The organism is Streptomyces sp. CB00455, assembly GCF_001905445.1.
Lineage (GTDB): Bacteria > Actinomycetota > Actinomycetes > Streptomycetales > Streptomycetaceae > Streptomyces.
The window spans coordinates 1,004,069-1,030,441 of record NZ_LIVQ01000003.1 but is presented as its reverse complement, the minus strand read 5'-3'; the positions used below and the strand labels follow the sequence as shown (position 1 = coordinate 1,030,441).

The 26,373-nt window shown below is 73.1% G+C and carries 20 protein-coding genes; 19 read left to right on the top strand and 1 reads right to left on the bottom strand.

The annotated features are described in order from the left end of the window. Window positions 1-94 precede the first annotated feature (94 nt). The 7 genes from AMK16_RS17125 to AMK16_RS17090 all read left to right on the top strand — a co-directional run bounded on the left by AMK16_RS17125 (window position 95) and on the right by AMK16_RS17090 (window position 9,103). The gene (locus AMK16_RS17125) at window positions 95-1,462 is read left to right on the top strand and encodes a nitrate/nitrite transporter (RefSeq protein ID WP_073915725.1); all 1,368 of its coding nucleotides are present in this window, start codon (window positions 95-97) and stop codon (window positions 1,460-1,462) included. A gap of 216 nt (window positions 1,463-1,678) precedes the next feature. Next, window positions 1,679-2,842, top strand: coding sequence for a uroporphyrinogen-III synthase (locus AMK16_RS17120; RefSeq protein ID WP_073915721.1), 1,164 nt, complete (start codon window positions 1,679-1,681; stop codon window positions 2,840-2,842). A 46-nt stretch (window positions 2,843-2,888) separates the two neighbouring features. Next, complete coding sequence (locus tag AMK16_RS17115; protein WP_073915717.1) at window positions 2,889-3,437, top strand: GNAT family N-acetyltransferase; 549 nt, start codon at window positions 2,889-2,891, stop codon at window positions 3,435-3,437. A 116-nt stretch (window positions 3,438-3,553) separates the two neighbouring features. Next, window positions 3,554-4,126 carry a CGNR zinc finger domain-containing protein gene (locus tag AMK16_RS17110; protein WP_073915714.1) on the top strand — a complete coding sequence of 191 codons (573 nt, stop codon included), beginning with the start codon at window positions 3,554-3,556 and terminating at the stop codon, window positions 4,124-4,126. Window positions 4,127-4,235: 109 nt separating this feature from the next. Next, window positions 4,236-6,554 carry a HelD family protein gene (locus tag AMK16_RS17105; protein WP_073915710.1) on the top strand — a complete coding sequence of 773 codons (2,319 nt, stop codon included), beginning with the start codon at window positions 4,236-4,238 and terminating at the stop codon, window positions 6,552-6,554. A 522-nt stretch (window positions 6,555-7,076) separates the two neighbouring features. Beyond that, the gene (locus AMK16_RS17100; RefSeq protein WP_073915706.1) at window positions 7,077-8,513 is read left to right on the top strand and encodes an NAD-dependent malic enzyme; all 1,437 of its coding nucleotides are present in this window, start codon (window positions 7,077-7,079) and stop codon (window positions 8,511-8,513) included. Between the two features lie 308 nt (window positions 8,514-8,821). Continuing rightward, on the top strand, window positions 8,822-9,103 hold the full coding sequence (locus AMK16_RS17090; RefSeq protein ID WP_007264399.1) for an HU family DNA-binding protein: 282 nt from the start codon (window positions 8,822-8,824) through the stop codon (window positions 9,101-9,103). 203 nt (window positions 9,104-9,306) lie between these two features. On the opposite strand, the gene murA is transcribed toward AMK16_RS17090, so the two are convergent. Continuing rightward, entirely contained in the window at window positions 9,307-10,653 is a 1,347-nt protein-coding gene (gene murA, locus AMK16_RS17085; protein WP_073915702.1) for a UDP-N-acetylglucosamine 1-carboxyvinyltransferase, read from the bottom strand. A 262-nt stretch (window positions 10,654-10,915) separates the two neighbouring features. Here murA and AMK16_RS17080 point away from each other — a divergent pair, with 262 nt between their 5' ends. The 12 genes from AMK16_RS17080 (at window position 10,916) to AMK16_RS17025 (ending at window position 26,284) form a co-directional block, all read left to right on the top strand. Further along, entirely contained in the window at window positions 10,916-11,476 is a 561-nt protein-coding gene (locus AMK16_RS17080) for a YqgE/AlgH family protein (protein ID WP_073915698.1), read from the top strand. Window positions 11,477-11,504: 28 nt separating this feature from the next. After that, window positions 11,505-11,789, top strand: coding sequence for a DUF3039 domain-containing protein (locus AMK16_RS17075; protein ID WP_030010729.1), 285 nt, complete (start codon window positions 11,505-11,507; stop codon window positions 11,787-11,789). Between the two features lie 146 nt (window positions 11,790-11,935). Continuing rightward, window positions 11,936-13,609, top strand: a complete 1,674-nt coding sequence (locus tag AMK16_RS17070) for a beta-N-acetylhexosaminidase (RefSeq protein WP_073915695.1) — start codon at window positions 11,936-11,938, stop codon at window positions 13,607-13,609. A gap of 340 nt (window positions 13,610-13,949) precedes the next feature. Beyond that, a complete protein-coding gene (locus AMK16_RS17065; protein WP_073915691.1) occupies window positions 13,950-14,849 on the top strand; it encodes an FAD binding domain-containing protein in 900 nt (299 codons plus the stop codon). Window positions 14,850-14,869: 20 nt separating this feature from the next. After that, window positions 14,870-17,275 carry a 2Fe-2S iron-sulfur cluster-binding protein gene (locus tag AMK16_RS37255; protein ID WP_073915687.1) on the top strand — a complete coding sequence of 802 codons (2,406 nt, stop codon included), beginning with the start codon at window positions 14,870-14,872 and terminating at the stop codon, window positions 17,273-17,275. A 53-nt stretch (window positions 17,276-17,328) separates the two neighbouring features. Continuing rightward, window positions 17,329-19,620: a xanthine dehydrogenase family protein molybdopterin-binding subunit gene (locus AMK16_RS17055; RefSeq protein WP_443333573.1), complete on the top strand. Its 2,292-nt coding sequence runs from the start codon at window positions 17,329-17,331 to the stop codon at window positions 19,618-19,620. A gap of 167 nt (window positions 19,621-19,787) precedes the next feature. Further along, on the top strand, window positions 19,788-20,315 hold the full coding sequence (locus tag AMK16_RS17050) for a hypothetical protein (RefSeq protein ID WP_242438750.1): 528 nt from the start codon (window positions 19,788-19,790) through the stop codon (window positions 20,313-20,315). Then, the gene (locus AMK16_RS17045) at window positions 20,315-21,775 is read left to right on the top strand and encodes a WXG100 family type VII secretion target (protein WP_073915681.1); all 1,461 of its coding nucleotides are present in this window, start codon (window positions 20,315-20,317) and stop codon (window positions 21,773-21,775) included. The genes AMK16_RS17050 and AMK16_RS17045 overlap by 1 nt, the downstream gene beginning before the upstream one ends. Window positions 21,776-21,796: 21 nt before the next feature. Beyond that, a complete protein-coding gene (gene mycP, locus AMK16_RS17040) occupies window positions 21,797-22,972 on the top strand; it encodes a type VII secretion-associated serine protease mycosin (protein ID WP_073915678.1) in 1,176 nt (391 codons plus the stop codon). A 36-nt stretch (window positions 22,973-23,008) separates the two neighbouring features. Further along, complete coding sequence (locus AMK16_RS17035; protein WP_073915674.1) at window positions 23,009-23,443, top strand: hypothetical protein; 435 nt, start codon at window positions 23,009-23,011, stop codon at window positions 23,441-23,443. Between the two features lie 12 nt (window positions 23,444-23,455). Then, entirely contained in the window at window positions 23,456-25,744 is a 2,289-nt protein-coding gene (locus AMK16_RS17030) for a hypothetical protein (protein WP_073915671.1), read from the top strand. Continuing rightward, entirely contained in the window at window positions 25,745-26,284 is a 540-nt protein-coding gene (locus tag AMK16_RS17025) for a hypothetical protein (RefSeq protein WP_073915668.1), read from the top strand. Window positions 26,285-26,373 lie beyond the last annotated feature (89 nt).

The window sequence follows — 26,373 nt, the reverse complement described above, 5'->3', positions numbered from 1 at the left end:
CAAGGTTTCCCGGCGGTCATCCGGCGGGGACCGGCCTCGAAACGCGCCGTTCCTAGGGTCGTCACCACGGACGCGACAGCTGTGGAGGCGTGTGATGACCGGTACCGCACCGCGCAAGGGGGGCCGCTGGATCGAGCGGTGGGACCCCGAGGACGAGACGTTCTGGCAGGAGACGGGCGAGCGGACCGCCCGCCGCAACCTCCTGTACTCCGTGTTCTCCGAGCACATCGGCTTCTCGATCTGGTCGCTGTGGTCCGTGATGGTCCTCTTCATGGGGCCGCAGTACGGGATCGACCCGGCCGGGAAGTTCTTCCTCATCGCGACCGCGACCGTGGTCGGCGCCATGGTGCGGGTGCCCTACACCTTCGCCGTCGCCCGCTTCGGCGGCCGCAACTGGACCGTCGTCAGCGCCCTGCTGCTGCTCGCCCCCACTGTGGGCGCGCTGCTGGTCATGGAGCCCGGCACCTCGTACGGCACCTTCCTGGCCGTGGCAGCCCTGACCGGCGTCGGCGGCGGGAACTTCGCCTCGTCGATGACGAACATCAACGCCTTCTTCCCGCTGCGCAAGAAGGGCTGGGCCCTCGGACTGAACGCGGGCGGCGGCAACATCGGCGTCCCCGTGGTGCAGCTCGTCGCCCTGCTGGTCATCGGGACCGCCGGGGCCGGGCACCCGCGGCTGCTGCTCGGGGCGTACCTGCCGCTGATCGTGGCCGCCGCGACCCTGGCGGCGCTGCGCATGGACAACCTGGCGCCCGTGCGCAACGACACCGGTGCGGTGCGCGAGGCGCTGCGCGAACCGCACACCTGGGTCATGGCCTTCCTCTACATCGGCTCCTTCGGCTCCTTCATCGGCTACAGCTTCGCCTTCGGCCTGGTCCTGCAGACGCAGTTCGGCCGGACCCCGCTCCAGGCGGCCTCGCTGACCTTCATCGGACCACTGCTCGGCTCGCTGATCCGGCCGGTCGGCGGGGCGCTGGCGGACCGCTTCGGCGGCGCGCGGATCACGCTCGGCGCCTTCGTGGCGATGGCGGCCGCGACGGGCGTGGTGGTGTTCGCCTCGGTGCGCGAGTCGCTGCCCGTGTTCCTCGTCGGGTTCGTGGCGCTGTTCGTCCTGAGCGGGCTCGGCAACGGGTCGACGTACAAGATGATCCCCGCGATCTTCCAGGCCAAGGCGCTGGCCCGGGGCATGAGCGGCGAGGCCGCGGCCGCGTACGGACGGCGGCTGTCCGGCGCCTCCATGGGGCTGATCGGCGCGGTGGGCGCACTCGGCGGGCTCGGCATCAACCTGGTCTTCCGGGAGGCGTTCCTCAGCTCCGGGTCCGGGACCGGCGCCTTCGTGACCTTCCTCGGCTTCTACGCCGCATGCTGCGCGGTGACCTGGGCGGTATACCTTCGCCGACCGGTCGCGGCGGCGGCGACCGAGGCCGGGACGGCGGCGGAGCCGCAGCTCACCACCGTGTGACCGGACCGGACCGGACCGGACCGGACCGGACCGGACCGGACCGGACCGCACCGGCACGGGGCGCCCCGGCACCGCGCGGCGCGGCACCGGGGGCTCCACCGCACCTCACGGCGCGTTACGGCGCCGAAATGCGACGGAACCGAGCCTGACACGCCGGCTTGGCAGGCTCGGCCTTCGCGCGATGCGACACCGACCCACTGGGCAAGGCAGGTCACCATGGACGAGGAAAAGCAGCACACCGGTCCGCTCGCGGGCTTCACCGTCGGCGTCACCGCCGCACGGCGGGCCGACGAGCTGATCGCCCTGCTGCGCCGGCGCGGGGCCTCCGTGCTGCACGCACCCGCGCTGCGGATCGTGCCGCTGGCCGATGACAGCGAGCTCCTCGCGGCGACGAAGGAGCTGATCGGCTGCGCGCCGGACGCGGTGGTCGCCACCACCGCCATCGGGTTCCGCGGCTGGATTGAGGCCGCCGACGGCTGGGGGGTCGGCGAGGAGCTGCTGGAGCGGCTGCGGGCCACCGAACTCCTGGCGCGCGGACCGAAGGTCAAGGGCGCCATCCGGGCCGCCGGCCTCGTGGAGTCCTGGTCGCCGGATTCGGAGTCGCTCGCCGAGGTGCTGGAGCGGCTGCTGTCCGCCGGGGTCACCGGGCGGCGGATCGCCCTCCAGCTGCACGGGGAGCCGCTGCCCGGTTTCGTCGAGGCGCTGCGGGCCGCCGGCGCCGAGGTGGTGGTGGTCCCGGTCTACCGGTGGATGGCACCGGAGGACCCGGCGCCCCTGGACCGGCTGCTGGACGCGGTGGCCGGCGGCGGCGTCGACGCGGTCAGCTTCACCTCCGCTCCGGCGGCGGCCTCGCTGCTGTCCCGGGCCGAGGAGCGCGGGATGGCGGAGGCCGTGCTGGAGGCGCTGCGGGGCGGGGTGCTGTCGGCGTGCGTCGGGCCGGTCACCGCGCTGCCGCTGCAGGCGCACGGGGTGGACACGGTGCAGCCGGAGCGCTTCCGGCTCGGTCCGCTCGTGCAACTGCTCTGCCGGGAACTGCCGGGCCGGGCACGGGTCCTGCCCGTGGCCGGACACCGGCTGGAGATCCGCGGTCACGCGGTCCTGGTCGACGCGGAACTGCGGCCGGTGCCCCCGGCCGGGATGGCCCTGCTGCGGACGCTGGCGCGGCGCCCCGGGTGGGTGGTGGCCCGCGCCGAGCTGCTGCGGGCGCTGCCGGGGGCGGGACGGGACGAACACGCGGTGGAGACGGCGATGGCCCGGCTGCGGGTGGCGCTGGGGGCGCCGAAGCTGATCCAGACCGTGGTCAAGCGGGGGTACCGGCTGTCGCTGGACGCCGGCGGGGAGGGCAAGTACGGCGAATCCGCCGGGAGTGCGCGCGGGTGAGCGCCGGAGCCGTGACGGGCGCGGCGTCCTCGGCTAGCGTGCCCGGATGATCATTGACGGGGTGGAGATGCGCGGCCTCGCACTCGGTGATGCCGCCGGGCTGGCCGAGGCGTACGCGCGCAACCGGGCGTACATGGCGCCCTTCGAGCCGGACCGGCCGGACGACTTCTACACCGAGCGCGGGCAGCGGGCCCGCATCGAGGGCATGCTCGCCGAGCGGGACGCGGGACGGATGGCCCCCCACGTGCTCGTCGAGACCTCCGGCGGCGCCCCCGTCGGCGCGGTCAACCTCGGGTCCATCGCGCGCGGCCCGCTGTGCAGCGGCGGCCTGGGCTACTGGGTGGACCAGGACTGGAACGGCAGGGGACTGGCCACCGCGGCCGTGCAACGGGTCTGCCGGGCCGCCCGCGAGGAGCTGGGCCTGCACCGGGTGGAGGCCGGCACCCTGCTCGACAACCAGGCATCCCAACGGGTGCTGGCGAAGGCGGGCTTCGAGCCCTACGGCGTCGCGCCGCGCCTGCTGCACATCAACGGGGCCTGGCGCGACCACCGCCTCTTCCAGCTGCTGCTGCACGACGACCCGCCGCCTCCGTGAGCGGTGCGTGAGGTCCCCGGGCACCTCCATCGGCGCGGCCCGGTCCCGGGGGTTTTGCCGGAGCGCGGCGAGGGGCACCCTGAGGGGGCGCCCCACGACGCGAGGCGGTGACGGGCATGCGGTTCGACTCCGGGCGGGTCTGCCTGGACCTGATGGCCACTTTCACCCCGCACGAGGGGATCCGGGACGGCGACGAGCTGCGGCTGTGGCTCACCGGCGCCGGGCTGGTGCCCGACCGGACGCCGCTCGCCCGGGTGGGCCCGGACTGGGTCGCGGCCTTCCGGTCCCTGCGCCGCGACGTGGAGACCCTCGTACGGGCGGAGCTCGGCGGGAGCCACGCCCCGCCCGCCGGCACGGAACCGGCCCTCGCCCGGGTCAACGCACTGGCCGCCGGGCCACCCCCGCGCCTGTGCGCCGTACGGGACCGGGAAGGGCGCCTCGTAAGGGAGCTGTGCGGCGGTGCGGAGTGCGGGGCCATGCTCGCGGCCGTCGCCCGCGACGCCGTCGAGCTGCTGACCGACCCCGGCGACCGCGCGCTCCTGCGGGTCTGCGAGGGGGACCGCTGTACCCGGGTCTACCTGGACACTTCCCGGGGCCACCGGCGCCGCTGGTGCTCCAGCGAACGGTGCGGCAACCGCGAGCGCGTCGCCCGGCACCGCCGCCGGAGCCTGGCGGCCGGATCCGTCTAGCCTGCCGCCCGCGGCCCCGCCGAGCGGCCGGTTCCGGAACGGGCGTGCGGACAGGGTGCGGATTCGCGTACGGTTGACGGTCGCCCATGCACATCAGAAGGGGGCCTTGGTGGCCGCGCAGAATGCCGCTGTCGACAGCACGGCGGATTCCGTCCGCGATCGGGAGATCGCGGTCGAGCAGACGCATCTCGATCAGGTGTACCGACGCCTAGAGGAGAAGATCCACGAGGCCGAGTTCCTGATGAACGACGCCGCCCAACGTGGTCAGGTGGGCACCCCCGGCGCCCTCGCCGAGCGCGACGCGCAGGTCTTCCGGGCGGGCATCCACCTGAACCGGCTCAACAACGAGTTCGAGGACTTCCTCTTCGGCCGCATCGACCTGGTGCTCGGCAAGGACGGCGAACGCGGCCCCGACGGCGCCTACACCTCCGTCGAGCCCGCCGACGACGCGATCCGCGAGGACCTCACGGCCGATGTCGCCGAGACGCTGCACATCGGCCGCATCGGCGTCCTGGACTCCGACTACGCGCCGCTGGTCATCGACTGGCGAGCACCGGCCGCCGCGCCGTTCTACCGCTCCACGCCCAAGGAGCCCGGCCGTGTCGTGCGCCGCCGCGTCATCCGCTCCAAGGGCCGCCGGGTCCTGGGCGTCGAGGACGACCTGATGCGCCCGGAGGTCACCGCCCTCCTCGACGGCGAGGAACTCCCCGTCATCGGCGACGGCGCCCTCATGGCCGCCCTCGGCCGGGCCCGCACCCACTCCATGCGCGACATCGTCTCCTCCATCCAGGCCGAGCAGGACCTGGTCATCCGGGCCCCCGCCGCCTCCGTCGCCGAGGTCGCGGGCGGGCCCGGCACGGGCAAGACCGCCGTCGCCCTGCACCGCGCCGCCTACCTGCTCTACCAGGACCGGCGCCGCTACTCCGGCGGCATCCTGATCGTCTCCCCGACACCGCTGCTCGTCGCGTACACCGAGGGCGTGCTGCCCTCCCTCGGCGAGGAGGGCCAGGTCGCCATCCGCGCGCTCGGCTCGCTCGTCGACGGCGCCGAGGCGACCACCTACGACGATCCGTCCGTGGCCCGCGTCAAGGGCTCCTCGCGGATGCTCAAGGTGCTGCGCAAGGCCGTACGGGGCGCCCTGGAGCTCGGGGGCCCGGGCGGGGCCGCCCCCGGCAGCCTGCGCGTGGTGGCCTTCGGCCGCCGCCATGAGCTCGCGGCCGAGGAACTCGACCGGATCCGGCAGAACGTCCTCGGCGGCACCGCGCCCGTCAACCTGCTGCGCCCGCGCGCCCGCAAGCTGCTGCTCGACGCGCTGTACGCGAAGTCCGGCGCGGCCGGGCGCCACAGCGACCCGGAGCTGGCCGCCGAGCTGCGCTCCGCCTTCGACGAGGACATCTCCACCGAGGACGCCTTCATCGACTTCCTGAACGCCTGGTGGCCCGAGCTGACCCCGCGCCAGGTGCTCGCCTCGATGGCGGACGAGCGGCGCCTGGGCCGCTGGTCGCGCCGGGACCTGAACCCCCGCGAGACCCGCCAGCTGGCCCGCTCGCTGCGCCGGGTGGGCCCGGACGGCAAGGGCCCCCTGTCGGTGCACGACGTGGCGCTGCTGGACGAGCTCCAGCAGCTGCTCGGCGCCCCCGCCCGGCCCCGACGCAAACGGGAGATGGACCCGCTGGACCAGCTCAGCGGGCTGGAGGAGCTGATGCCGGCCCGCGAGGAGACCCAGTGGGAGCGGGCCGAGCGGCTCGCGGCGGAGCGCAGCGAGTACGCGCACGTCATCGTGGACGAGGCCCAGGACCTGACGCCGATGCAGTGGCGCATGGTGGGCCGGCGCGGCCGGCACGGCACCTGGACGGTGGTCGGCGATCCGGCGCAGTCCTCGTGGAGCGACCCGCAGGAGGCGGCCGCGGCCCGGGACGAGGCGCTGGGCTCCCGCCCGCGGCGGCGCTTCACCCTGACGGTGAACTACCGCAACCCGGCCGAGGTCGCCGAGGTCGCCTCCCGGGTGCTGCGCCTGGCCATGCCGGGCATGGAGCCGCCGACGGCGGTGCGCTCCACCGGCCTGGAGCCCCGCTTCACCGCGGCGCGGGGCGACCTGGGCACCGCGGTCCGCGAGGAGACCCGCAGGCTGCTGGAGCAGGTGGACGGCACCGTCGGCGTGGTCGTCGCCATGGACCGGCGGGCGGAGGCGGCGGACTGGCTCGCCGATCTGGGCGGCCGGGCGGTGGCGCTGGGCAGCCTGGAGGCCAAGGGCCTGGAGTACGACGCCACGGTGGTGGTCTCCCCGGCGGAGATCGCCGACGAGTCCCCGGCGGGCCTGCGGGTGCTGTATGTGGCGCTGACGCGCGCGACGCAGCAGCTCACGGTGGTCTCGGCCGAGCGGGACGAGCCCGACGCGGCGGGGGTGCCGGCGCTGCTGCTGCCGTAGCGACTCCGGCCGGGCGGGGCTGGGCCGCGGGCGGGTTGCGGGGCCGCCCGGGGCTCCGTACGGCCGTATGGTCCGCGGCCGGGAGCGTGGTGGCCGGATCCGGCTGCCGGGAGGGGGCTCACATCCGGCGATCCTTTGTTAGCCTGGTTACGACACCGGCTCGATCCAAGCCCCCGGGCCCAACCTTCGTCGCTTAGAGCGACCACTTGCCGCGAGGCGAGCATGGCGGGCCGGTGTCGTAGACGCTGTAGTACCGCATGACCGCAGTACCGCATGACGCAGTACCGTTTTTCCCAGGTCCGCGCCCTCCACCCAGTGGGGGGCGCGGACCTGTTTCGTGTCGGCCCACCCTTCCGTCCCGCCCCGGCTATCTCGTATGGTGGAAGTGCCTTTCCGAAACTTGTAGCTGGTTACCTTGTACCGGCTGGTAGGTGGGACGATCGGACAACAGGTCCTGCCACACCCCCGTGTGCCGGGCCCTGTGTGTACAGCGAAAACCAGGGACAGAAGAGGAACACGGCCATGGCAACGGCGCCCAGCGTCTCGTATTCGATGACGGTCCGCCTGGAAGTGCCCGCGAGCGGAACCGCGGTCTCCCAGCTCACCACCGCCGTGGAGTCCTCCGGTGGTTCGGTCACCGGCCTCGACGTGACCGCATCCGGCCACGAGAAGCTCCGGATCGACGTCACCATCGCCGCGACCTCCACCGCGCACGCGGACGAGATCGTCGAGAAGCTGCGGGAGATCGAGGGCGTCAGCCTCGGCAAGGTCTCGGACCGCACCTTCCTCATGCACCTCGGCGGCAAGATCGAGATGGCGTCCAAGCACCCCATCCGCAACCGCGACGACCTCTCGATGATCTACACCCCGGGCGTGGCCCGCGTGTGCATGGCGATCGCCGAGAACCCCGAGGACGCGCGCCGCCTCACCATCAAGCGCAATTCCGTCGCAGTCGTGACGGACGGCTCCGCCGTACTGGGCCTCGGCAACATCGGCCCCATGGCCGCGCTGCCCGTCATGGAGGGCAAGGCGGCCCTCTTCAAGCGGTTCGCGGGCATCGACGCGTGGCCGATCTGCCTCGACACCCAGGACAGCGACGAGATCGTCGCGATCGTCAAGGCGATCGCCCCGGGCTTCGCCGGCATCAACCTGGAGGACATCTCCGCGCCCCGCTGCTTCGAGATCGAGGCCCGGCTGCGCGAGGCCCTGGACATCCCCGTCTTCCACGACGACCAGCACGGCACGGCGATCGTCGTGCTGGCCGCCCTGACCAACGCACTTCGCGTCGTGGGCAAGGCAGTTGAGGACGTCAAGGTGGTCATGTCGGGCGCCGGCGCGGCCGGTACGGCCATCCTCAAGCTGCTCCTCGCGGCGGGAGTCAAGAACGCCGTCAGCGCCGACATCCACGGTGTCGTGCACGCGGGCCGGCCCGACCTCGTCGACGCGGCCGCGGACTCCCCGCTGCGCTGGATCGCCGACAACACCAACCCCGAGGGCTACACGGGCACGCTGAAGGAGGCCGTGGTCGGCGCCGACGTCTTCATCGGCGTCTCGGCCCCCAACGTCCTGTCCGGTGAGGACGTTGCCGCCATGGCGGAAGGCGCCATTGTGTTCGCGCTCGCGAACCCGGACCCGGAGGTGGACCCGGCCATCGCCCGCCAGACCGCCGCCGTCGTCGCCACCGGCCGCTCCGACTTCCCGAACCAGATCAACAACGTGCTGGTCTTCCCGGGTGTGTTCCGCGGCCTGCTGGACGCGCAGTCGCGGACCGTGAACACGGACATGATGCTGGCCGCCGCGACCGCACTGGCGGACGTCGTCGGCGAGGACGAGCTGAACGCGAACTACATCATCCCGTCGGTCTTCAACGACAAGGTCGCCGGCGCGGTCGCGGGCGCCGTCCGCAAGGCCGCCTCGGCCGGCGCGTCCGCCCCTGTGACCGGCCTCACGGCTCCCTGATACCGGCGCGTCGCGAGATGCGGGCCCGGCGCGCCGCCTCTAGTGTTGCGGGGATGCCCGCGGGATCCGCGGCCCGCAGCAGCGTGCGGGCAGCGGCGTGGACGGAGCGTCACCACGGCGTGACTGTGGCGCTTTTCGCGTGACCCCGGCGGGTGCCGGATTGGCTTTCCCGCCGCTGGTGGGGGCAGGATGCGTAACCGGGCGAGAGGGTCTGACGTTCAGACCCGGGTCCGGGGACTGTCCGAGGGCCCTGGCAGCATCGGCTTCGATCTCACGCCTCTAAGGCAAGTTGAACACGGGAGTACAACATGAACCGCAGTGAGCTGGTGGCCGCTCTGTCCGAGCGCGCCGAGGTGACCCGCAAGGACGCCGACGCCGTTCTGGCCGCGCTCGCCGAGACCGTCGGCGAGATCGTCGCCAAGGGCGACGAGAAGGTCACCATCCCCGGCTTCCTGACCTTCGAGCGCACCCACCGTGCCGCTCGCACCGCGCGCAACCCGCAGACCGGCGACCCCATCCAGATCCCGGCCGGCTACAGCGTGAAGGTCTCCGCGGGCTCCAAGCTCAAGGAAGCCGCCAAGGGCAAGTAGGTCCTGCCCGGCTCCGGAGGCCGCCGGCCTGCGGAACGCCGAGCAGTGCGCGGCGCAGCCGCGTCGTACGCCGAAGGGCGGCCACTCCGGACGGGGTGGCCGCCCTTCGGCCCGTCCCGGGCCCGTGAGGGCCCCGGCCGCACGGGAAAGCCCCCCGGGCCCTTGCGGGTCCCGGGGGGCTTCCTTGCGTACGGCCGAACGGGTCAGACGAGGTCGCCGCCCGGGAGCTCGACCTTCGCGCCGAGCTCGACGAGCTTGTCCATGAAGTTCTCGTAACCGCGGTTGATCAGGTCGATGCCGTGGACCCGCGAGGTGCCCTCGGCGGCCAGCGCCGCGATCAGGTACGAGAAGCCGCCGCGCAGGTCGGGGATGACCAGGTCGGCGCCCTGCAGTTTGGTGGGGCCGGAGACGACCGCCGAGTGCAGGAAGTTGCGCTGGCCGAAGCGGCAGGCGCTCCCGCCCAGGCACTCGCGGTACAGCTGGATGTGAGCGCCCATCTGGTTGAGCGCCGAGGTGAAGCCGAGGCGGGACTCGTAGACCGTCTCGTGGACGATCGAGAGGCCGGAAGCCTGCGTCAGGGCCACGACGAGCGGCTGCTGCCAGTCGGTCTGGAAGCCGGGGTGCACGTCCGTCTCCAGCGCGATCGCGTTGAGCGGGCCGCCCGGGTGCCAGAAGCGGATGCCGTTGTCGTCGATCTCGAACGCCCCGCCGACGCGGCGGTAGGTGTTCAGGAAGGTCATCATCGAGCGCTGCTGGGCGCCGCGCACGTAGATGTTGCCGCCGGTCGCCAGGGCCGCGGAAGCCCAGGAGGCGGCCTCCAGGCGGTCCGGGAGCGCCTTGTGGTTGTAGCCGCCCAGCCGGTCGACACCCGTGATCCGGATGGTCCGGTCGGTGTCGAGCGAGATGATCGCGCCCATCTTCTGCAGCACGCAGATGAGGTCCTCGATCTCCGGCTCGACCGCGGCGTTGCTGAGCTCGGTGACGCCCTCGGCCAGGACGGCCGTCAGCAGCACCTGCTCGGTCGAGCCGACCGACGGGTAGGGGAGGCGGATCTTGCAGCCGCGCAGGCGCTGGGGCGCCTCCAGGTACTGGCCGCCCTCGCGCTTCTCGATGGTCGCGCCGAACTGGCGGAGCACGTCGAAGTGGAAGTCGATCGGCCGGCCGCCGATGTCGCAGCCGCCCAGGCCCGGGATGAAGGCGTGGCCCAGGCGGTGCAGCAGCGGGCCGCAGAAGAGGATCGGGATGCGCGACGAGCCCGCGTGCGCGTCGATGTCGGCGACGTTCGCGCTCTCGACGTGCGTGGGGTCGAGCACCAGCTCGCCCGGCTCCTCGCCGGGACGGACGGTCACCCCGTGCAGCTGGAGCAGTCCCCGCACGACGCGCACGTCACGGATGTCGGGGACGTTGCGCAGCCGGCTGGGTCCGCTGCCGAGCAGAGCGGCGACCATGGCCTTGGGCACGAGGTTCTTCGCACCGCGGACACGGATCTCGCCCTCGAGCGGGGTGCCGCCGTGGACAAGCAGTACATCGTCACTGACTGTGCCGGTCATGAATCTCGCGTTCCGGGAGGGGTGGGCAGGGGGCCAGAGAAAAGAGTAAGGGCCATCACCCCTTTGTTCGCATGGCCGACGCGGCCGTAGGACTGTCATGAATTCGGTGCAACACCCTCCGTATCCACCCCATGGCGGAGTGTTGCCTTCCGCTCGCGCGGCCGTGACGCGCCCGTGTCTGCTGCCGTGCGCCCTGAGCTGCGGCCGGTCCGATCTTCCCGCCCGCTCCCCGCGAACGGCGATTGTGCGGGATCATGGCGGCATGACCGAGGTGTCCTCCCTCACAGGGCGGCTGCTCGTGGCCACCCCCGCCCTCGCGGACCCGAATTTCGACCGCGCGGTCGTCTTCCTGCTCGACCACGACGAGCAGGGCTCGCTCGGCGTGGTCCTCAACCGGCCGACCCCGGTGGGCGTCGGCGACGTCCTGCTGCCCTGGGCGCCCCTGGCGGGCGATCCGGGCGTGGTCTTCCAGGGCGGCCCCGTCGCCCTCGACTCGGCGCTGGGGGTGGCGGTCATCCCGGGCGAGGAGGGCCCCCTCGGCTGGCGCCGGGTGCACGGGGCGATCGGGCTGGTCGACCTGGAGGCGCCGCCGGAGCTGCTGGCCGCGGCGCTGGGCTCGCTGCGCATCTTCGCCGGCTACTCCGGCTGGGGGCCCGGCCAGCTGGAGGGCGAGCTGGGCGACGGCGCCTGGTACGTCGTCGAATCGGAGCCGGGGGACGTGTCCTTCCCGGATCCCGAGCGGCTGTGGCGGGCGGTGCTGCGCCGCCAGCGCAGTGAACTGGCGATGGTCGCCACCTATCCGGACGACCCGTCGCTCAACTGACCCGCACCGGGTTCAGTACCCTGGGGGCATGAGCACTCTTGAGCCCGAGCGCGGGACTGGCACGGGGACCCTCGTAGAGCCGACGCCGCAGGTGTCGCACGGTGACGGCGACCACGAGCGCTTCGCCCACTACGTCCAGAAGGACAAGATCATGGCGAGCGCGCTCGACGGGACCCCCGTCGTCGCGCTCTGCGGCAAGGTCTGGGTGCCGGGCCGGGACCCGAAGAAGTACCCGGTCTGCCCCATGTGCAAGGAGATCTACGAGTCCATGGGCCCCGGCGGGGACAAGGACAAGGGCGGCAAGGACAAGTAGTCCGGACCACCCTCCGAAGGACCACGGCCCCCGGGGTGCGCAGCGGCGCACCCCGGGGGTCTCGTGCGTACTAGGGTCGGCGCCACGAGCGCGGTGCGGAACGGGCGTTGCGTACCGCGCAACAGGCTGCTGCGAAGGGCTGACGCATGGACCTGATCCCCGCACCCCGGTTCGCCGAATTCCCCGAGGGCGGCCCGCGCTTCCGGTTCGGCCCGCATCCGGTGCTCGACGCCGGCCCGGGCGCCGAGGACGCGGCACGCCGGCTGCGCCGCGAGCTGGGGGCCGCCACCGGGTGGAGCCTGCCGGCGGCCGGAGCCGGCGCGGTCGCGGACATACGCCTGCGCCTGTGCGCGCGAGGGTCCGGGTCCGGGCAGGTGGCGGGGCCGGGCCCGGGGCCGGCGCAGGGCCCGGAGTCGTACGGGATCACCGTCGACGGGACGGGCGTCGAGCTGGTCGCGGAGACCGGGGCAGGCCTCTTCTGGGCCGTCCAGACGCTGCGTCAGCTGCTCGGGCCCGACGTCTACCGCAAGGCCCCGCTGCCGGGGCGCCGGTGGAGCCTGCCGTACGCCTCGATCGCCGACGCCCCCCGTTTCGGGTGGCGCGGGATGATGCTCGACGTCGCGCGGCACTTCATGCCCAAGGACGGGGTGCTGCGGTACGTCGACCTGCTCGCCGCGCACAAGCTGAACGTGCTGCACCTGCACCTGACCGACGACCAGGGCTGGCGCGTCGAGATCAAGCGCTACCCGGAACTGACCGGTGTCGGCGCCTGGCGGGCACGCAGCCGGCGGGGACACCGGGCCTCACCGCTCTGGAACGAGACCCCCCACGGCGGCTACTACACGCAGGACGACATCCGCGAGATCGTCGCCTACGCCGCCGAGCGGCACGTCCGGGTGGTGCCGGAGATCGACGTACCGGGCCACTCGCAGGCCGCGATCGCCGCGTACCCGGAGCTGGGCAACGCGGACGTCGTCGACACCGCGGCGCTGGAGGTGTGGGACGACTGGGGGGTCAGCCGGAACGTGCTCGCGCCGACCGAGGCCGTACTGCGGTTCTACGAGGGCGTCTTCGAGGAGCTCCTGGAGTTGTTCCCCGCCGAGGTCTCACCCTTCGTCCACGTGGGCGGTGACGAGTGCCCCAAGGAGCAGTGGAGGGCCTCCGCCGTCGCCCAGGAGCGGATCCGGGAGCTGGGGGTGGACGGCGAGGACGGGCTCCAGTCCTGGTTCGTCCGGCACTTCGACGGCTGGCTCGCCGCCCGCGGGCGGCGGCTGATCGGGTGGGACGAGATCCTGGAGGGCGGGCTCGCGCCGGGCGCGGCCGTCTCCTCCTGGCGGGGGTACGCGGGCGGGATCGCCGCCGCGCAGGCCGGGCACGACGTGGTGATGTGCCCGGAGCAGCAGGTGTACCTGGACCACCGTCAGGCGGGCGGCGAGCAGGAGCCGGTGCCCATCGGGTACGTGCGTTCGCTGGAGGACGTCTACCGCTTCGAGCCGGTGCCGCCGGAGCTCTCGGCGCAGGCGGCCGCGCACGTACTGGGCGCCCAGGCCAACGTGTGGACCGAGGTGATGGAGGACCAGGGGCGCGTCGACTACCAGGTGTTCCCGCGCCTGGCCGCCTTCGCCGAGGTGGTGTGGTCACAGCAACCGGCGCCGCTGGAACGCGACGTCGCCGGTTTCGAGGCCCGGATGGCCGCGGCGCACTACGCGCGGCTGGACGCCCTCGGCGTCGGCTACCGGCCCCCGGCCGGACCGCTGCCGTGGCAGCGGCGCCCGGGGGTGCTCGGGCGGCCGATCGAAGGGGCGCCCCCGAACGTGTGACGGCGGGAACCGGAACTCTGGCTGCATTCCCGGTGATACAGGGAAAAAGGGGCAGTTGGGAATGTGGCCGGTACCGGTCGGGTGGCGTCCGGGCGGGCGGTCCGGGCGGCGGCGGGCGGGCGCGGCCGGGGGGCGGCGGCGCCCGGAGCGGGCGGCCGCCGGGCCGGTGGGACCACCCGGCCGGTGCGGGGCGCCCACCGGGTGAGGGGCGCCCGGGCCACCCTCGCGCCGGGCGCCCCGGAAGATGTGCCAGAGTTGCCACGTCCCGGCGGTGAGCACGTACCGTACGGCGGACAGGCGTGAGGCGCCGGGACCGGGACATCGGGAAGGGGCAGCTGGGTTGACCACGCACGCACCGCACGTACTGCATTCACCTCAGGGGCCGCAGGCGGCGCAGTCCGTGACGCTGCCGGCCTCGCTCGACGAGGCCGTGGCGGCACTCACCGCCATGCCCGCCGCCGTGCCCGTCGCGGGCGGCACCGACCTCATGGCCGCCGTCAACGCCGGCCTGCTGCGGCCCGCCGCGCTGGTGGGCCTGGGGCGGATCAACGAGATCCGGGGCTGGCAGTACCAGGACGGCCACGCGCTGCTCGGCGCGGGTCTCACGCACGCCCGGATGGGACGGCCGGATTTCGCCGCTCTGATCCCCGCGCTGGCCGCGGCCGCACGCGCCGCCGGGCCCCCGCAGATCCGCAACGCCGGCACCCTCGGCGGGAACATCGCCACCGCCGCGCCGACCGGTGACGCGCTGCCCGTGCTGGCCGCGCTGGAGGCCGTGCTCGTCATCGTCGGCCCGGGCGGATCGCGCGAGATCCCGGTGTCGCACCTGCTGGCCGGCCGGGAGATGCTGCGGCCCGGGGAACTGATCGGCTTCGTCCGGGTGCCGCTGCTGCACGCCCCGCAGGTCTTCCTCAAGGCCACGGGGCGCACCGGGCCGGGCCGGGCCGTGGCGTCCGTGGGACTCGTACTGGACCCCGCGCGCCGGGGCGTGCGCTGCGCGATCGGTGCGGTGGCCCCGATGCCGCTGCGGCCGCTGGAGGCCGAGCAGTGGGTGGCCTCGCTGATCGACTGGGACGGGCAGCGGAGCCTGGCCCCCGAGGCACTGGAGGCCTTCGGCGAGTACGTCGCGGCGGCCTGTGTGCCCGACCAGGGGGAGCCGGTGGCCCCCGGTGTACTGCATCTGCGGCGAACGGTGGCCGTGCTGGCGCGCAGGGCCCTGGCGAGGGCGCTGACCTCATGAGCGGGAACGGGAACGGGAACGTGGGCGGAGCGACTGGGGACCAGGGGAACACGGGTTCCACGGGTGCCGACTGGGGCTGGGAACCGGTGCCGCACGGCGGCGACTACGACTCCGACGCGACGGCCTTCGTGAAACTGCCGCAGGACATGCTGGACGCGCTGGGGACCGGGGAGCCGCTGGCGGCGCCCGGGCACGGCTACGTGCCGCCGCCGATGATCGTGCCGCTCGGCTCGGCCAGCACGGATCCGTCGGCCACGGGCGCCTGGACGCTCCCGGTGCAGTGGCCCGAGGCGGACTCGGGCTCCGCCTCCGCCCATGCCCCGGCCCCGGTCGGCGGCCCGATCCCGGCGTCGGTGCCCATCCCGGCGTCGGTGGCCGCGGCGTTCGCGCAGGCGGAGCCCGAATCCGAGGCGGACCCGGGGGAGACCGCCGAGTGGCGCTTCCAGGACGAGTCTTCTTCGACCGGCCAGTGGGCCGTGCCGGAAGGGGCCGGACAGCCGGACCACTTCCGGCAGTCCACCTCCCTGGACGCCGACTGGAGCCAGGCCCCGGCGACACTGCCGGGCGGAGCCGCGGCGCCGTGGGCGAGCCACCCCGATTTCGAGAGCGCGCGCGGCTACGCGTCCCAGGAGCAGCACCAGCCGCAGGCGCCGCAGGAGCAGGGACCGGGGCCGGACGGTGACTTCGGCCCGGGCCCGCTGCCGGGGACGCTGCCGGGCACGGACGACGCGGCCGCCGCCGCGGCCGCTTCGGCCGCCGAGTCCGCGGCCGCCGGAGGGCTGCTCGGCGGCCCCGGAGCCGGCGGCCCGCGGCGCGGACCGCGCGTGCTGGGCGGCCCCGGTGTGGGCACCCCGCTGCCGGAAGCGGCCGAGTCGGCGCATCGGGCCCCGCACGACGTCGACGCCGCGCACGGACCGGCGGCGCTGCCGGTCGCGGGGGAGCGGCCGCACCCCGGCGCCGAGACGACGGAGCCGGGCGGGCAGGCCCTGGGCGGGCACGCCGGACCGGTGGCGGCCGACGGCGGGCTGGACCTCTTCGGCGGAGCGCGGATCGATCCGGCGGCGGCGCAGCCGGCGCGGTCGGACGCCTGCGCGCCGTCGGATCCCTACGCGGAGCCGGAGCCGGAGGCGTATCCGGCGTCGGACCCGTACGCGGCGTCCGGCGCGGCCGGGCGGCACGGGGACACGGACGGGCACGGTTTCGCGGCCTTCGGCCACGCGCCGCAGATGCCTTCTGCTTCGCCTTCCGCTTCGTCCTCTGCTTCGGCTTCGTCGTCTTCGTCCTCGCCCTCGTCCTCGCCCTCGGTGGGGTCCGGACCGGAACCGGTGGCGGCCGGGGCGCAGACCCCGCCCGGGGTGTCGCAGGTACCCGGCGCCGAGCCGGCTCCCGTGGCGGAGTCCGCCCCGCTGCCCGATGCCGGGCTCTCGCACGCCGGCCTTCCGCACGCAGGTTTCGCGCATGCCGGGCCGCCGCACGCCGACGCGGACCACCACGGCGGTGCGGAGCCGGCCGGTGCGGACGGGCAGGGCTTCGCGGAGGCCGGCCAGGGCCCGGCGGAGGTCCCGGCCGGGCCCGCGCCGACCGGGGACACCGCCGACAGCGCCCTGGCACCCCCGCGGGGGGACACCGCCGAAGGTTTCCCGGCCGAGGTGCCGACGTACGAAGAACAAGAAGCGAACGCCGGGGCCGACGCCCATCACGAGCACCCGCAGGCTTCCTACGTCCTGCGCGTCAACGGCGCCGACCGGCCCGTCACCGGTGCCTGGATCGGCGAGTCGCTGCTCTACGTGCTGCGCGAGCGCCTCGGCCTCGCCGGCGCCAAGGACGGCTGCTCGCAGGGTGAGTGCGGCGCCTGCGCCGTCCAGGTCGACGGCCGGCTCGTCGCCTCGTGCCTGGTGCCGGCCGCGACGGCCGCCGGCAGCGAGGTCCGTACCGTCGAGGGGCTCGCCACGGACGGGGAACTCTCGGACGTGCAGCAGGCGTTGTGCAGGTCGGGCGCGGTGCAGTGCGGCTTCTGCGTACCCGGCATGGCCATGACCATCCATGACCTGCTGGAGGGCAACCACGCTCCCAGCGAGCTGGAGACGCGGCAGGCGCTCTGCGGCAACCTCTGCCGGTGCTCCGGTTACGCGGGGGTCGTCGACGCCGTGCGCGAGGTCGTGGCCGAACGCGAGGCGGCGTCGGCCGAGCCGACGCCACACGGGCAGGGGCACGGACACGGGCACGGACACGGGCACGGACACGGGCACGGACCTGCTCAGGGTCAGGGTCAGGGTCAGAGCCAGGGGCAGGGTGCGGCTCCGGAGGCGGGACCGGGTCAGGGTTCCGGTTCGGGACCCGCTTCGGTACCGGGCCTGACGGAGCCACGTATTCCGCATCAGGCGTCGCCCGGCGAGGGCGGCATCCACCACGGAGGCACGGTGTGAGCGCGCAGGACGCGGCGACGGCGACGACAGCGGTGAACGCCACGGTCACCGCCCTGGCCGGAGGACCGGACGACGACTCCGCGGAGCAGCGGCCCCCCCGCGGGATCGGGGCGTCCGTCCCGGCCGCCGACGCCCGCGCCAAGACCGAGGGCACCTTCCCCTACGCCGCCGACCTGTGGGCCGAGGGCCTCCTGTGGGCCGCCGTGCTGCGTTCCCCGCACGCCCACGCCCGGATCCTGTCCATCGACACCTCGGCCGCCGCCGAGATGCCCGGGGTGCGCGCCGTCGTCACCCACGCCGACGTCCCCGGCTCGACGACGCACGGCCGCCGCATCGCCGACCGGCCGGTCTTCGCGCACGACGTCGTGCGCCACCACGGCGAGCCCATCGCCGCCGTCGCCGCCGACCACCCCGACACCGCACGGCTCGCCGCGGCCGCGATCGCCGTCGAGTACGAGCTGCTGGACCCGGTCACCGACCCCGAGCAGTCCTTCGGCGCGCCCGCCCTGCACCCCGACGGCAACCTCATCCGCCACATCCCGCTGCGCTACGGCGACCCCGAAGCCACCGGCGAGGTCGTGGTCGAGGGCCTGTACCGGATCGGCCGCCAGGACCCCGCGCCCATCGGCGCCGAGGCGGGGCTGGCCGTGCCGCGGCCCGACGGCGGCGTGGAGCTGTACACCGCCTCCACCGACCCGCACACCGACCGCGACCTGGCCGCCGCCTGCTTCGGGCTGGAGCCCGACCGGGTGCGGGTGGTCGTCACGGGCGTCCCGGGCGCGACCGCCGACCGCGAGGACGCCGCCTTCCAGCTGCCGCTCGGCCTGCTGGCCCTGCGCACGGGCTGCCCCGTGAAGCTGGCCGCCACCCGCGAGGAGTCCTTCCTCGGCCACACCCACCGGCACCCGACCCTGCTGCGCTACCGCCACCACGCGGACGCGGAGGGCCGGCTGGTCAAGGTGGAGGCCCAGATCCTGATGGACGCAGGCGCGTACGCCGATGCGTCCTCGGAGTCCCTGGCGGCGGCGGTGGCCTTCGCCTGCGGCCCGTACGTCGTCCCGCACGCCTTCGTGGAGGGCTGGGCGGTGCGCACCAACAACCCGCCGTCGGGCCACGTCCGGGGCGAGGGCGCCATGCAGGTCTGCGCGGCGTACGAGGGCCAGATGGACAAGCTGGCCGCCGCCCTCGGCATCGACGGCGCGGAACTGCGCATGCGCAACGTCCTGGCGACGGGCGACCTCCTGCCCACGGGCCAGACGGTGACCTGCCCGGCGCCGGTGGCGGAACTGCTGCGTGCCGTACGCGACTTCGAGTTGCCCGCTCTCCCGAAGGACACCCCGGAGGACGAGTGGCTGCTGCCCGGCGGCCCGGAGGGCGCCGGCGAGCCGGGCGCGGTCCGGCGCGGGGTCGGCTACGGGGTCGGCATGGTGCACATGCTCGGCGCCGAGGGCACGGACGAGGTCTCCACGGCCACGGTGAAGGTCGTCAACGGCGTGGCGACGGTCATCTGCGCCGCGGTCGACACGGGCCAGGGCTTCGCCACGCTGGCCCGTCAGATCGTCCAGGAGGTCCTGGGCGTCGACGAGGTGACCACGGCCCCGGCAGACACCGACCAGCCGCCGGCGGGCCCGTCCGCGCACGGCCGCCACACGTGGGTGTCGGGCGGGGCGGTGGAGCGCGCCGCGAAGATGGTCCGCACGCAACTGCTCCAGCCGATGGCGCACAAGCTCGGCATGTCCACCGAGCTCCTCCAGATCACGGATGGCCGGATCACGTCGTACGACGGCGCGTTCTCCACCACGGTCGCGGAGGCCATGGAGGGCAAGGAGCTCTGGGCGACGGCCCAGTGCCGCCCCCACCCGACGGAGCCCCTGGACGCGGACGGCCAGGGCGACGCCTTCGTCGGCCTCGCCTTCTGCGCGATCCGCGCGGTGGTGGACGTCGACATCGAGCTGGGCTCGGTCCGCGTGGTGGAGCTGGCGGTGGCCCAGGACGTGGGCCGCGTCCTCAACCCCCGGCAGCTGGCGGCCCGTATCGAAGCGGGCGTCACCCAGGGCGTGGGCGCGGCCCTGACGGAGAACCTCCGTACGGTCTCGGGCCTGGTCCGCCACCCTGACCTGACGGGCTACGCGCTGCCGACGTCGCTGGACGCCCCGGCGGTGCGGATCGTCAAACTGGTCGAGGAGCGGGACGTGGTGGCGCCCTTCGGCGCGAAGGCGGCGAGCGCGGTCCCGGTGGTGACGACCCCCGCGGCGGTGGCCTCGGCGGTCCGCGCGGCCACGGGCCGGCCGGTGAACAGGCTCCCGATCCGGCCATCGGCAGCGGTGGCCGTGCCCAACTCGTGACCGTGTGACCCGCATTGCACCTGCAACCCCGGACTTGGGGCTGTCGGTGCCGGTCGCTAGAGTGATCGATGAGAGTGTGCCCGCGCGCGTGCGAACGCGAGCGAACGGGGACGGGATGCGGCGGTGACGCCGCGTCCACGGGGAGACGGGGAGTCGGGGAGGCCATCGTGGCAACGGAGAATGGGCCGGGTCTGTTCGGGGTGGGCCCTTCGGCGGGCCTGGCGGATTCGATCAGGGCGCAGGCGGCTGCGCAGTCGCGCGCCGCGGCGCTGGCGATCGAGCACGACTCGCTGAAGGAATACAAGAAAATGGTGGACGTCCTGCTGGAGGAGCTGGACGGCTCCGACGCGGACCACAAGAAGCTGGCGCACGGCACGCTGCGCGAGGGCTCGCTGGGGAAGGGCTTCCCGGAGGCCGACGCCCTCTACAAGTCGTACACGACCGTGGTCACGGAGCTGGAGAAGCTCTCGAAGGGGCTGGCGGGGCAGATCGAGGCCCTGGGCATCGCGGTGCTCACAGCCGGCAAGGGCTACGCGGACGTGGACGAGGAGACGAAGCGCCGCATGGCGGCCATCGCCCGCGAGGCGGAGAAGAACTACGTGCCGAAGCGCGACCCGTACCTGGAGGAGCAGCGCAAGAACGCGGGTACCGCGCCTCCGGCTCACGACGGCGATGTGACGGGTGGTGTGGTCTGATGGCGACGGATTTCGAGGGTTACACGCACCAGCAGCTGAAGGCGATGATCGCTTCACTGGACCCGGAGACGGCGAAGGCCCGGGCCGCGCAGCTGAAGAAGGCTTCCGAGGACATCGCGAAGATCGCGGAGAAGCTCAAGAAGCACCGTGTCACCGGCTGGGAGGGCGAGGGAGCCGTCGCCTTCCAGGAGTGGGTCGGCCGCGCGGGCAACGCGACGCTGCGGCTGAGCGAGTACAGCGCCGAGGGCTCCAAGTGGATGACCGACGCCGTCCAGAAGATGGTCGAGGCATCGAAGATGCCCGCGTACGACACGGACGCTGCCGCCAACTTGGAGGCGGCCAAGAAGTTCCACAATGACCCGGACTCCCAGCAGATCAGGCAGGAGTCATCGGCGAAGCTGAACTCGGAGCACGCCGAGGCGGTGAAGCTGATGAAGGCGCTGGCGGAGTCGTACGAGCAGTCGTCCACGCAGATGAACAAGGCGGAGATCCCTACGTTCCCGCCGCCGCCGCAGGCGTTTGTTCCGACTGGCTACAACCCCTACGAAGACGTCGCACGGGACGGTGGCGGCACCGGTACGGCGGAACGCAGCGGCTACACGGATGTCCCATCTTCGCCGACGAGCCGTGACCGCTCGAATGATCCGGGATGGGTCCCCGGGCATCCCCCGCAGACGGACAGCACGCGCCCCCCGGCAACCACGCTGACGCCGCCGCCCGTTCCGCTGACGCCGGACCGGGACGTCAGCGTCGGCCTCGACCACGTCGCGACCCTGCCACCGCCGACGACTCTGCCTCAGGGGCCGGTCACTCCCGGCGGCCCGTTGCCCACGGGGCCCACTGGTGTGGGCCCGGTCCTCCCGCCGGTATCCCTCCCGCCGTTCAGTGGTCCTACGGTCCCCACCACCGGACCTGGTCGCGTCGGAACGCTCCCCGGGCTGAGTGGTCCCACCCTTCCCGGAGGAGGAAAGTTCGGCGGCAGCCTCCCGGGCCTGCCGCCCCGTGACACCGGGATCCTCGGCGGCAAGCCCGTGTCGACAAGCGGTCCCAGTTCGAGCATTCCGCGCGGGACGGTCATCGGCGCCGAAGGCACGCAGGCAGGCCGGGGTATGAACGGCATGATGGGCGGCGGGGCCCACGGCGGTACCCACGCTGGCGTGGGCGGCCCCTCCACGGGCCGCCGCCTGGCCTCGGAGCCGGGAGGTATCGTCGGCGGGCGTCAGCCGGTGACGGGCGGTGGCACGGCGAAGGCCGGCCAGCCGTTCACGCAGGGCGGCTCCGGTCTCGTGCGGAACAACGCCGGCGGCGCCGGTGCGGCTCCGATGAGCCAGGCCGGTGCAGGTGCGCGCACTCCGGGCAAGCGCCGCGACGACCACGGGGGCGAGCGCCCCGACTACCTGGCCGAGGACGAAGAGACCTGGCAGAGCAACCGTCGGGTTGCCCCGCCGGTGATCGACTGAGCAGAACGGACGTTGCACGGGATGCGCATGCGCAAGGCGACCTCGGCCCTGGTGGGCCTCCTGTTGGCCGGGGTCGCCGCGACCCCGGCCCACGCGGATACCGTGCGGTCCAAACAGTGGCATCTCGATGCCATGAAGGCCGATGACATCTGGAAAACCAGTACCGGCAAGGGCGTCACCATTGCGGTGATCGACAGCGGCGTCGGTAAGGTGCCGGAACTCGAAGGTCAAGTACTGCCCGGTAAGGACTTTGTCACCGGGAACCCCGGGGACGAGCGAACCGACCTCAGCAACCATGGCACGGGGATGGCCTCGGTCATCGCAGGAACGGGCAAAGGGCCAGGCGGTGACGGCGCTTTTGGCCTTGCCCCCGGCGCCAAGATCCTCCCCATCCGGGTGCCTGACATGTTGGAAGAAGCGGCGACCCCGTCATGGACCGCAGCCATCCGGTATGCGGCTGACTCAGACGCCAAAATTATCAATATCTCCCAGGGTCGGCCCGGGAAGCCGGAGGATGACCGGGAGCGTGCTGCGGCGGTCAAGTACGCCCTTTCAAAGGGCAAGCTGATCTTCGCCGCCGTGGGAAACTCAGGGGATTCGACTAACGAAGTTGCGTATCCCGGGGCGACTCCGGGCGTCGTCGGTGTGGGTGCCGTTGACGCGCAGGGTGAGCCCCTCAAGAATTCGCAACACGGGCCGCAGGTCGACTTGTCTGCACCAGGCAATGCGATTATTGCCGCCTGTACGGGTAAAACAGGGATCTGCACGGGCACCGGCACGAGCTCGGCCAGTGCCCTCACCTCCGCGTCCGCCGCCCTCCTCTGGTCCATCCACCCCGACTGGACCAACAACCAGGTCCTCCGTGTCCTCCTGAACACCGCCGGCAAGCCGACCGACGGCGCGCAGCGCAACGACTACGTCGGATACGGCGTCGTCCGGCCCCGGATCGCCGTGCCCACCCCCGGTGACCCCGGTCCGGCCGATGTGTATCCGCTGCCCGACCTCGCGGCCGCCGATGCGGCGAAGAGTCCCTCGGCCGCCCCGTCGGGCGCCGCCGCGCCCAAGCCCGCCGCGTCGCAGGCCGAGGAGAAGAAGGACAGCAGCACGCTTCCCTGGCTGGCGATCGGTCTGGGAGCCTGCCTGCTGATCGGTGGGGCGGTCACCGCAGTCGTCGTACGCCGCCGCCGCACCACGTGACAACCGCCGGCCGGACCTGACAGGGGAGTGCACGCGATGTCGTTCGACGAGGAATGGTCGGCGGCGCGCGCCTCCGCCGCCGCCAACGTGTCCATGCGGCTCAACCACCTCCCCGCTGCCCCCGCCGACCCCGGCGGGGGCAGTGGCGGCGGGGACCTGGAGCTCAACCAGGACCACATCGGCGCCATCGGCTCCGATGCGTACGAGCTGCACAGCCGGCTCCAGACCGACGGCAAGCACGCCTCGGCCTCCACCGCCGAAGCCGCGAGCGCCCTCGCCCAGGAGGGCTTCGCCGCCGGCGCAGCGCTGGCGAAGGCCAACAGCACCTGGGAGTCCCAGGTGCAGACCCTCATCGCGGCCTGCGCGAACATCTCCAACGGCCTGAACTACTCGCTCTCCTCCCACGCCAAGGACGAACAGCAGCTCCACGCCGACTTCACGGCCTCCGCCATCGACACGTACCTCACGTAGGGACCCACCCGCATGCTGACGTACGAGAACGTGATGAACGCGCCGCTGGGCAAGCTCGAGACGGCGGTCACCGACTGGAAGGCGCTCGTCGGCAAACTGGACGAGCTCGCCGAGGCTGCGCGCGACGGGATGAAGGCGAAGGCCGACAAGGCCCAGTGGAGCGGGGTCACGGCCGGCGTGGGGCGGGCGTTCGTCGGCAAGACGGCGAAGGAGTTCGCGGACGCGGCCAAGGAGGCCAAGGGCATCCAGCTGCTCCTCGCCGACGCGCACGCCACCTTCAAAGCCGCCCAGGAGCAGCTGAGGAAACTCGCCGCGGACGCTCCGGCCGCCGGATTCCGGGTCGACGCGACCGGCCAGGTCAAGGCCGTCCCCCTGGCCACCGAGGCGGAGCGCAACGCGGCGCGGCACGACCCCGATTACCAGCAGGGCCTGCGCACGAACCGCGACGCGTGGCAGGCCCGGATCGACCGTGCGGTCGAGGACGCCGCGGACGCCGACGCGTCGCTCGTCCGCGCGCTCCAGGCGAACGGCGCAGACCAGCACGACTTCAGCGGGCCGAAGTACAGCACCCTGGACGCCGAGCAGGTGGCCCGCGCCGCCGAGCTGATGAAGAAGGTGACCGGTGAGGGCGGCACGGCGCGCAACGTCGAGGCGTTGCGCGAGTTGGAGGACCTGCTCGACGACAACCGCGCGGACCCGGAGTTCGCGACGGACTTCTACCGGTCCGTCGGCCCCGAGGAAACCCTGGCGGCGTATTCCAGGATGTCCCTGGACGCGACGGGCCTCGGACCGGCAGCCAAGGACCGGCAGCTGATGGTCGCGAACATCCAGAGCGACATGGGCGCGATGCTCGGCCTCGCGACGCACAAGGACGTGCCGAACCACCTGGACGCGGTCTGGACGACCCGGCTGATGAAGGCGGGCCACAAGGAGATGGACGTCACCGGCGGGTTCACGAAGATCTACGGCTATCAGGCGCTGGGCGCGCTGATGCGCGAAGGCGCCTACGACACGGAGTTCCTGACGTCCGTCGGCCGCGACATGATCGCCATGGACCGCAAGAACCCGCAGGCCTGGGAGTACGCGACGCCGTCCGGGCTGGAGACGGCCCTCAGCCAGGGCCGCGGCGGCGGCCGCGGCTTCTACCCGCTGACCGGTCTCATGCTGGCCCTGGGGAACAACCCCGAAGCCGCGACCGCCCTCTTCAACGAGCCGGTCCGCGAGGACGGCGACGGGGACGGGATCGTCACCAAGGCCGACAAACCGGTCAAGGGGCAGCACGGCCAGGAACGGGGCATGGTCGACTACATGCTCGACAAGAAGCCGTACGTGGACGGGTTCGACACCACGGGGACCGGGGAGCTCCACCCGGCCCAGCGGGCGATCGGCGACGCCCTCATGGCAGCGGTTTCGCACCGCACCCCGGGCGACGAGGACTCGCCGCCGGTCGAGCACACCACGGGGATGAAGTCCGTCATGGAACGGATCGTGGAGAAGATCGGGGACAAACCCGAGCTGGTCGTTGCGAAGCCCGGCGAGGACGACGGGCCGCTCAAGGGTCTGTCCGGGCACCTCGGGCAGATGGCCGCCGAGTACATGCCGGACATCCAGGCGTCGGCGGACAACGAAGGCGGTCAGATCAAAGCCAATGGTGTGATGGCCGAGTTCCAGAAGTCGGACATGGCCGGCTTCATCGGGGCGGTCGCCCAGGATCCGGACGCCTACGGAGCGATCACCAATTCCCAGAGGGCGTTCACGACGACGCTCATCAACGACGTCATCGCGCACCGCGATGAGCACGGAGAGCTGGACGCCGCGATCAAGGTGGCCGTTCACCCCGGCGGTCAGATCGCGGGCATCCTCTCCGAGGCTCGCGCCGAGGGCGTGTTCGCCGAGAACGCGCACAAGCAGGAGGAGTACGTCAAAGGCGTCGAGGACAACGCCAAATGGATCAACCGCGGGATCAGCGCGGCGGGTGGGAAGTACCTGGAGATGGTCCCCCTGGCCGGGGACGTGGTGGAGTGGCTCCAGGAGGACATCACGGAGAGCGTCGTCGAAGGCGCGAAGAAGGACCAGGCGCAGAAAGCCGACGACGGGAACCAGAAGGCCGCCGTCGACTACACGGAGGCGCAGAAGGCGGCCGGCCGGTCCGCGGCGGCATCGGTGCACAAGGCGGCGGAGGGGTCGGGCCTGAGCGCGCAGGACGTCAGGGACCTGATGGGGGTCGCATCGACCGAGACGGCCAACGCCCATGCGGTCGGCCGCGGTCAGGTCGCCACCTCCAACGCAGGGGGCTCCTGAATGATGCGTGCCGGTGTGTGCCGGGCCCTCGCCGGTGTCCTGGCCGGGGCCCTGGTGTTGACGGGCTGCGCAGGCGAGAAACCGCCGGCCGCGTCCCGGCTCCCGCAGACGACCTGCTTCGGGGCCTTCACGCCCGCCGATCTCGCTCCCCTGCTGGGCCGGGGGGACGAGGTCAAGGTCGAATCCCCTGCCGACCTCAAGCTGACCGCGGATCGGCGCGGGGCGACTTGCAACATCTACGTCGACGGCAAGAGCGGGGTGCTCGTCACTGCGGAACGCCAGCCCCTCGGGCAAGGGTTCTCGTGGCCGCTGGAACAGGTGAACGCCGATCCGATCCCCTCCGTGGAAAACGGCAAGGTGTGGGACACGGGCGCGGCCGCCGGGCTCTCCTGCAAAGGGGCCGGGGACCCCTTCGAGCTGGAGCTGTGGCTCAGTGGAACCGTCGACGACGAGAAGGCCGGGGCGCCGCGCCCGCTGCTCACCGGGCTCATGGAGAAGTACGCCGACTACGCCAAGCGCCAGACCGGCTGCGGGACCTGAGGGGGCCGACCTCGGGGCCCGGCTCCCGGCTCCCGGCTCCCGGACGCCGGAAAGGCGGAAGCCGCTCCGGGGAGCGCCTGTCCCGGAGC

Coding starts and splice junctions, on each gene's coding strand:
- AMK16_RS17125 (WP_073915725.1), top strand. CDS start 95: ATGACCGGTACCGCACCGCGCAAGGGGGGCCGCTGGATCGAGCGGTGG.
- AMK16_RS17115 (WP_073915717.1), top strand. CDS start 2,889: ATGATCATTGACGGGGTGGAGATGCGCGGCCTCGCACTCGGTGATGCC.
- mycP (WP_073915678.1), top strand. CDS start 21,797: ATGCGCATGCGCAAGGCGACCTCGGCCCTGGTGGGCCTCCTGTTGGCC.
- AMK16_RS17075 (WP_030010729.1), top strand. CDS start 11,505: ATGAGCACTCTTGAGCCCGAGCGCGGGACTGGCACGGGGACCCTCGTA.
- AMK16_RS17090 (WP_007264399.1), top strand. CDS start 8,822: ATGAACCGCAGTGAGCTGGTGGCCGCTCTGTCCGAGCGCGCCGAGGTG.
- AMK16_RS17110 (WP_073915714.1), top strand. CDS start 3,554: ATGCGGTTCGACTCCGGGCGGGTCTGCCTGGACCTGATGGCCACTTTC.
- murA (WP_073915702.1), bottom strand. CDS start 10,653: ATGACCGGCACAGTCAGTGACGATGTACTGCTTGTCCACGGCGGCACC.
- AMK16_RS17080 (WP_073915698.1), top strand. CDS start 10,916: ATGACCGAGGTGTCCTCCCTCACAGGGCGGCTGCTCGTGGCCACCCCC.
- AMK16_RS17070 (WP_073915695.1), top strand. CDS start 11,936: ATGGACCTGATCCCCGCACCCCGGTTCGCCGAATTCCCCGAGGGCGGC.
- AMK16_RS17030 (WP_073915671.1), top strand. CDS start 23,456: ATGCTGACGTACGAGAACGTGATGAACGCGCCGCTGGGCAAGCTCGAG.
- AMK16_RS17120 (WP_073915721.1), top strand. CDS start 1,679: ATGGACGAGGAAAAGCAGCACACCGGTCCGCTCGCGGGCTTCACCGTC.
- AMK16_RS17100 (WP_073915706.1), top strand. CDS start 7,077: ATGGCAACGGCGCCCAGCGTCTCGTATTCGATGACGGTCCGCCTGGAA.
- AMK16_RS17035 (WP_073915674.1), top strand. CDS start 23,009: ATGTCGTTCGACGAGGAATGGTCGGCGGCGCGCGCCTCCGCCGCCGCC.
- AMK16_RS17025 (WP_073915668.1), top strand. CDS start 25,745: ATGATGCGTGCCGGTGTGTGCCGGGCCCTCGCCGGTGTCCTGGCCGGG.
- AMK16_RS17045 (WP_073915681.1), top strand. CDS start 20,315: ATGGCGACGGATTTCGAGGGTTACACGCACCAGCAGCTGAAGGCGATG.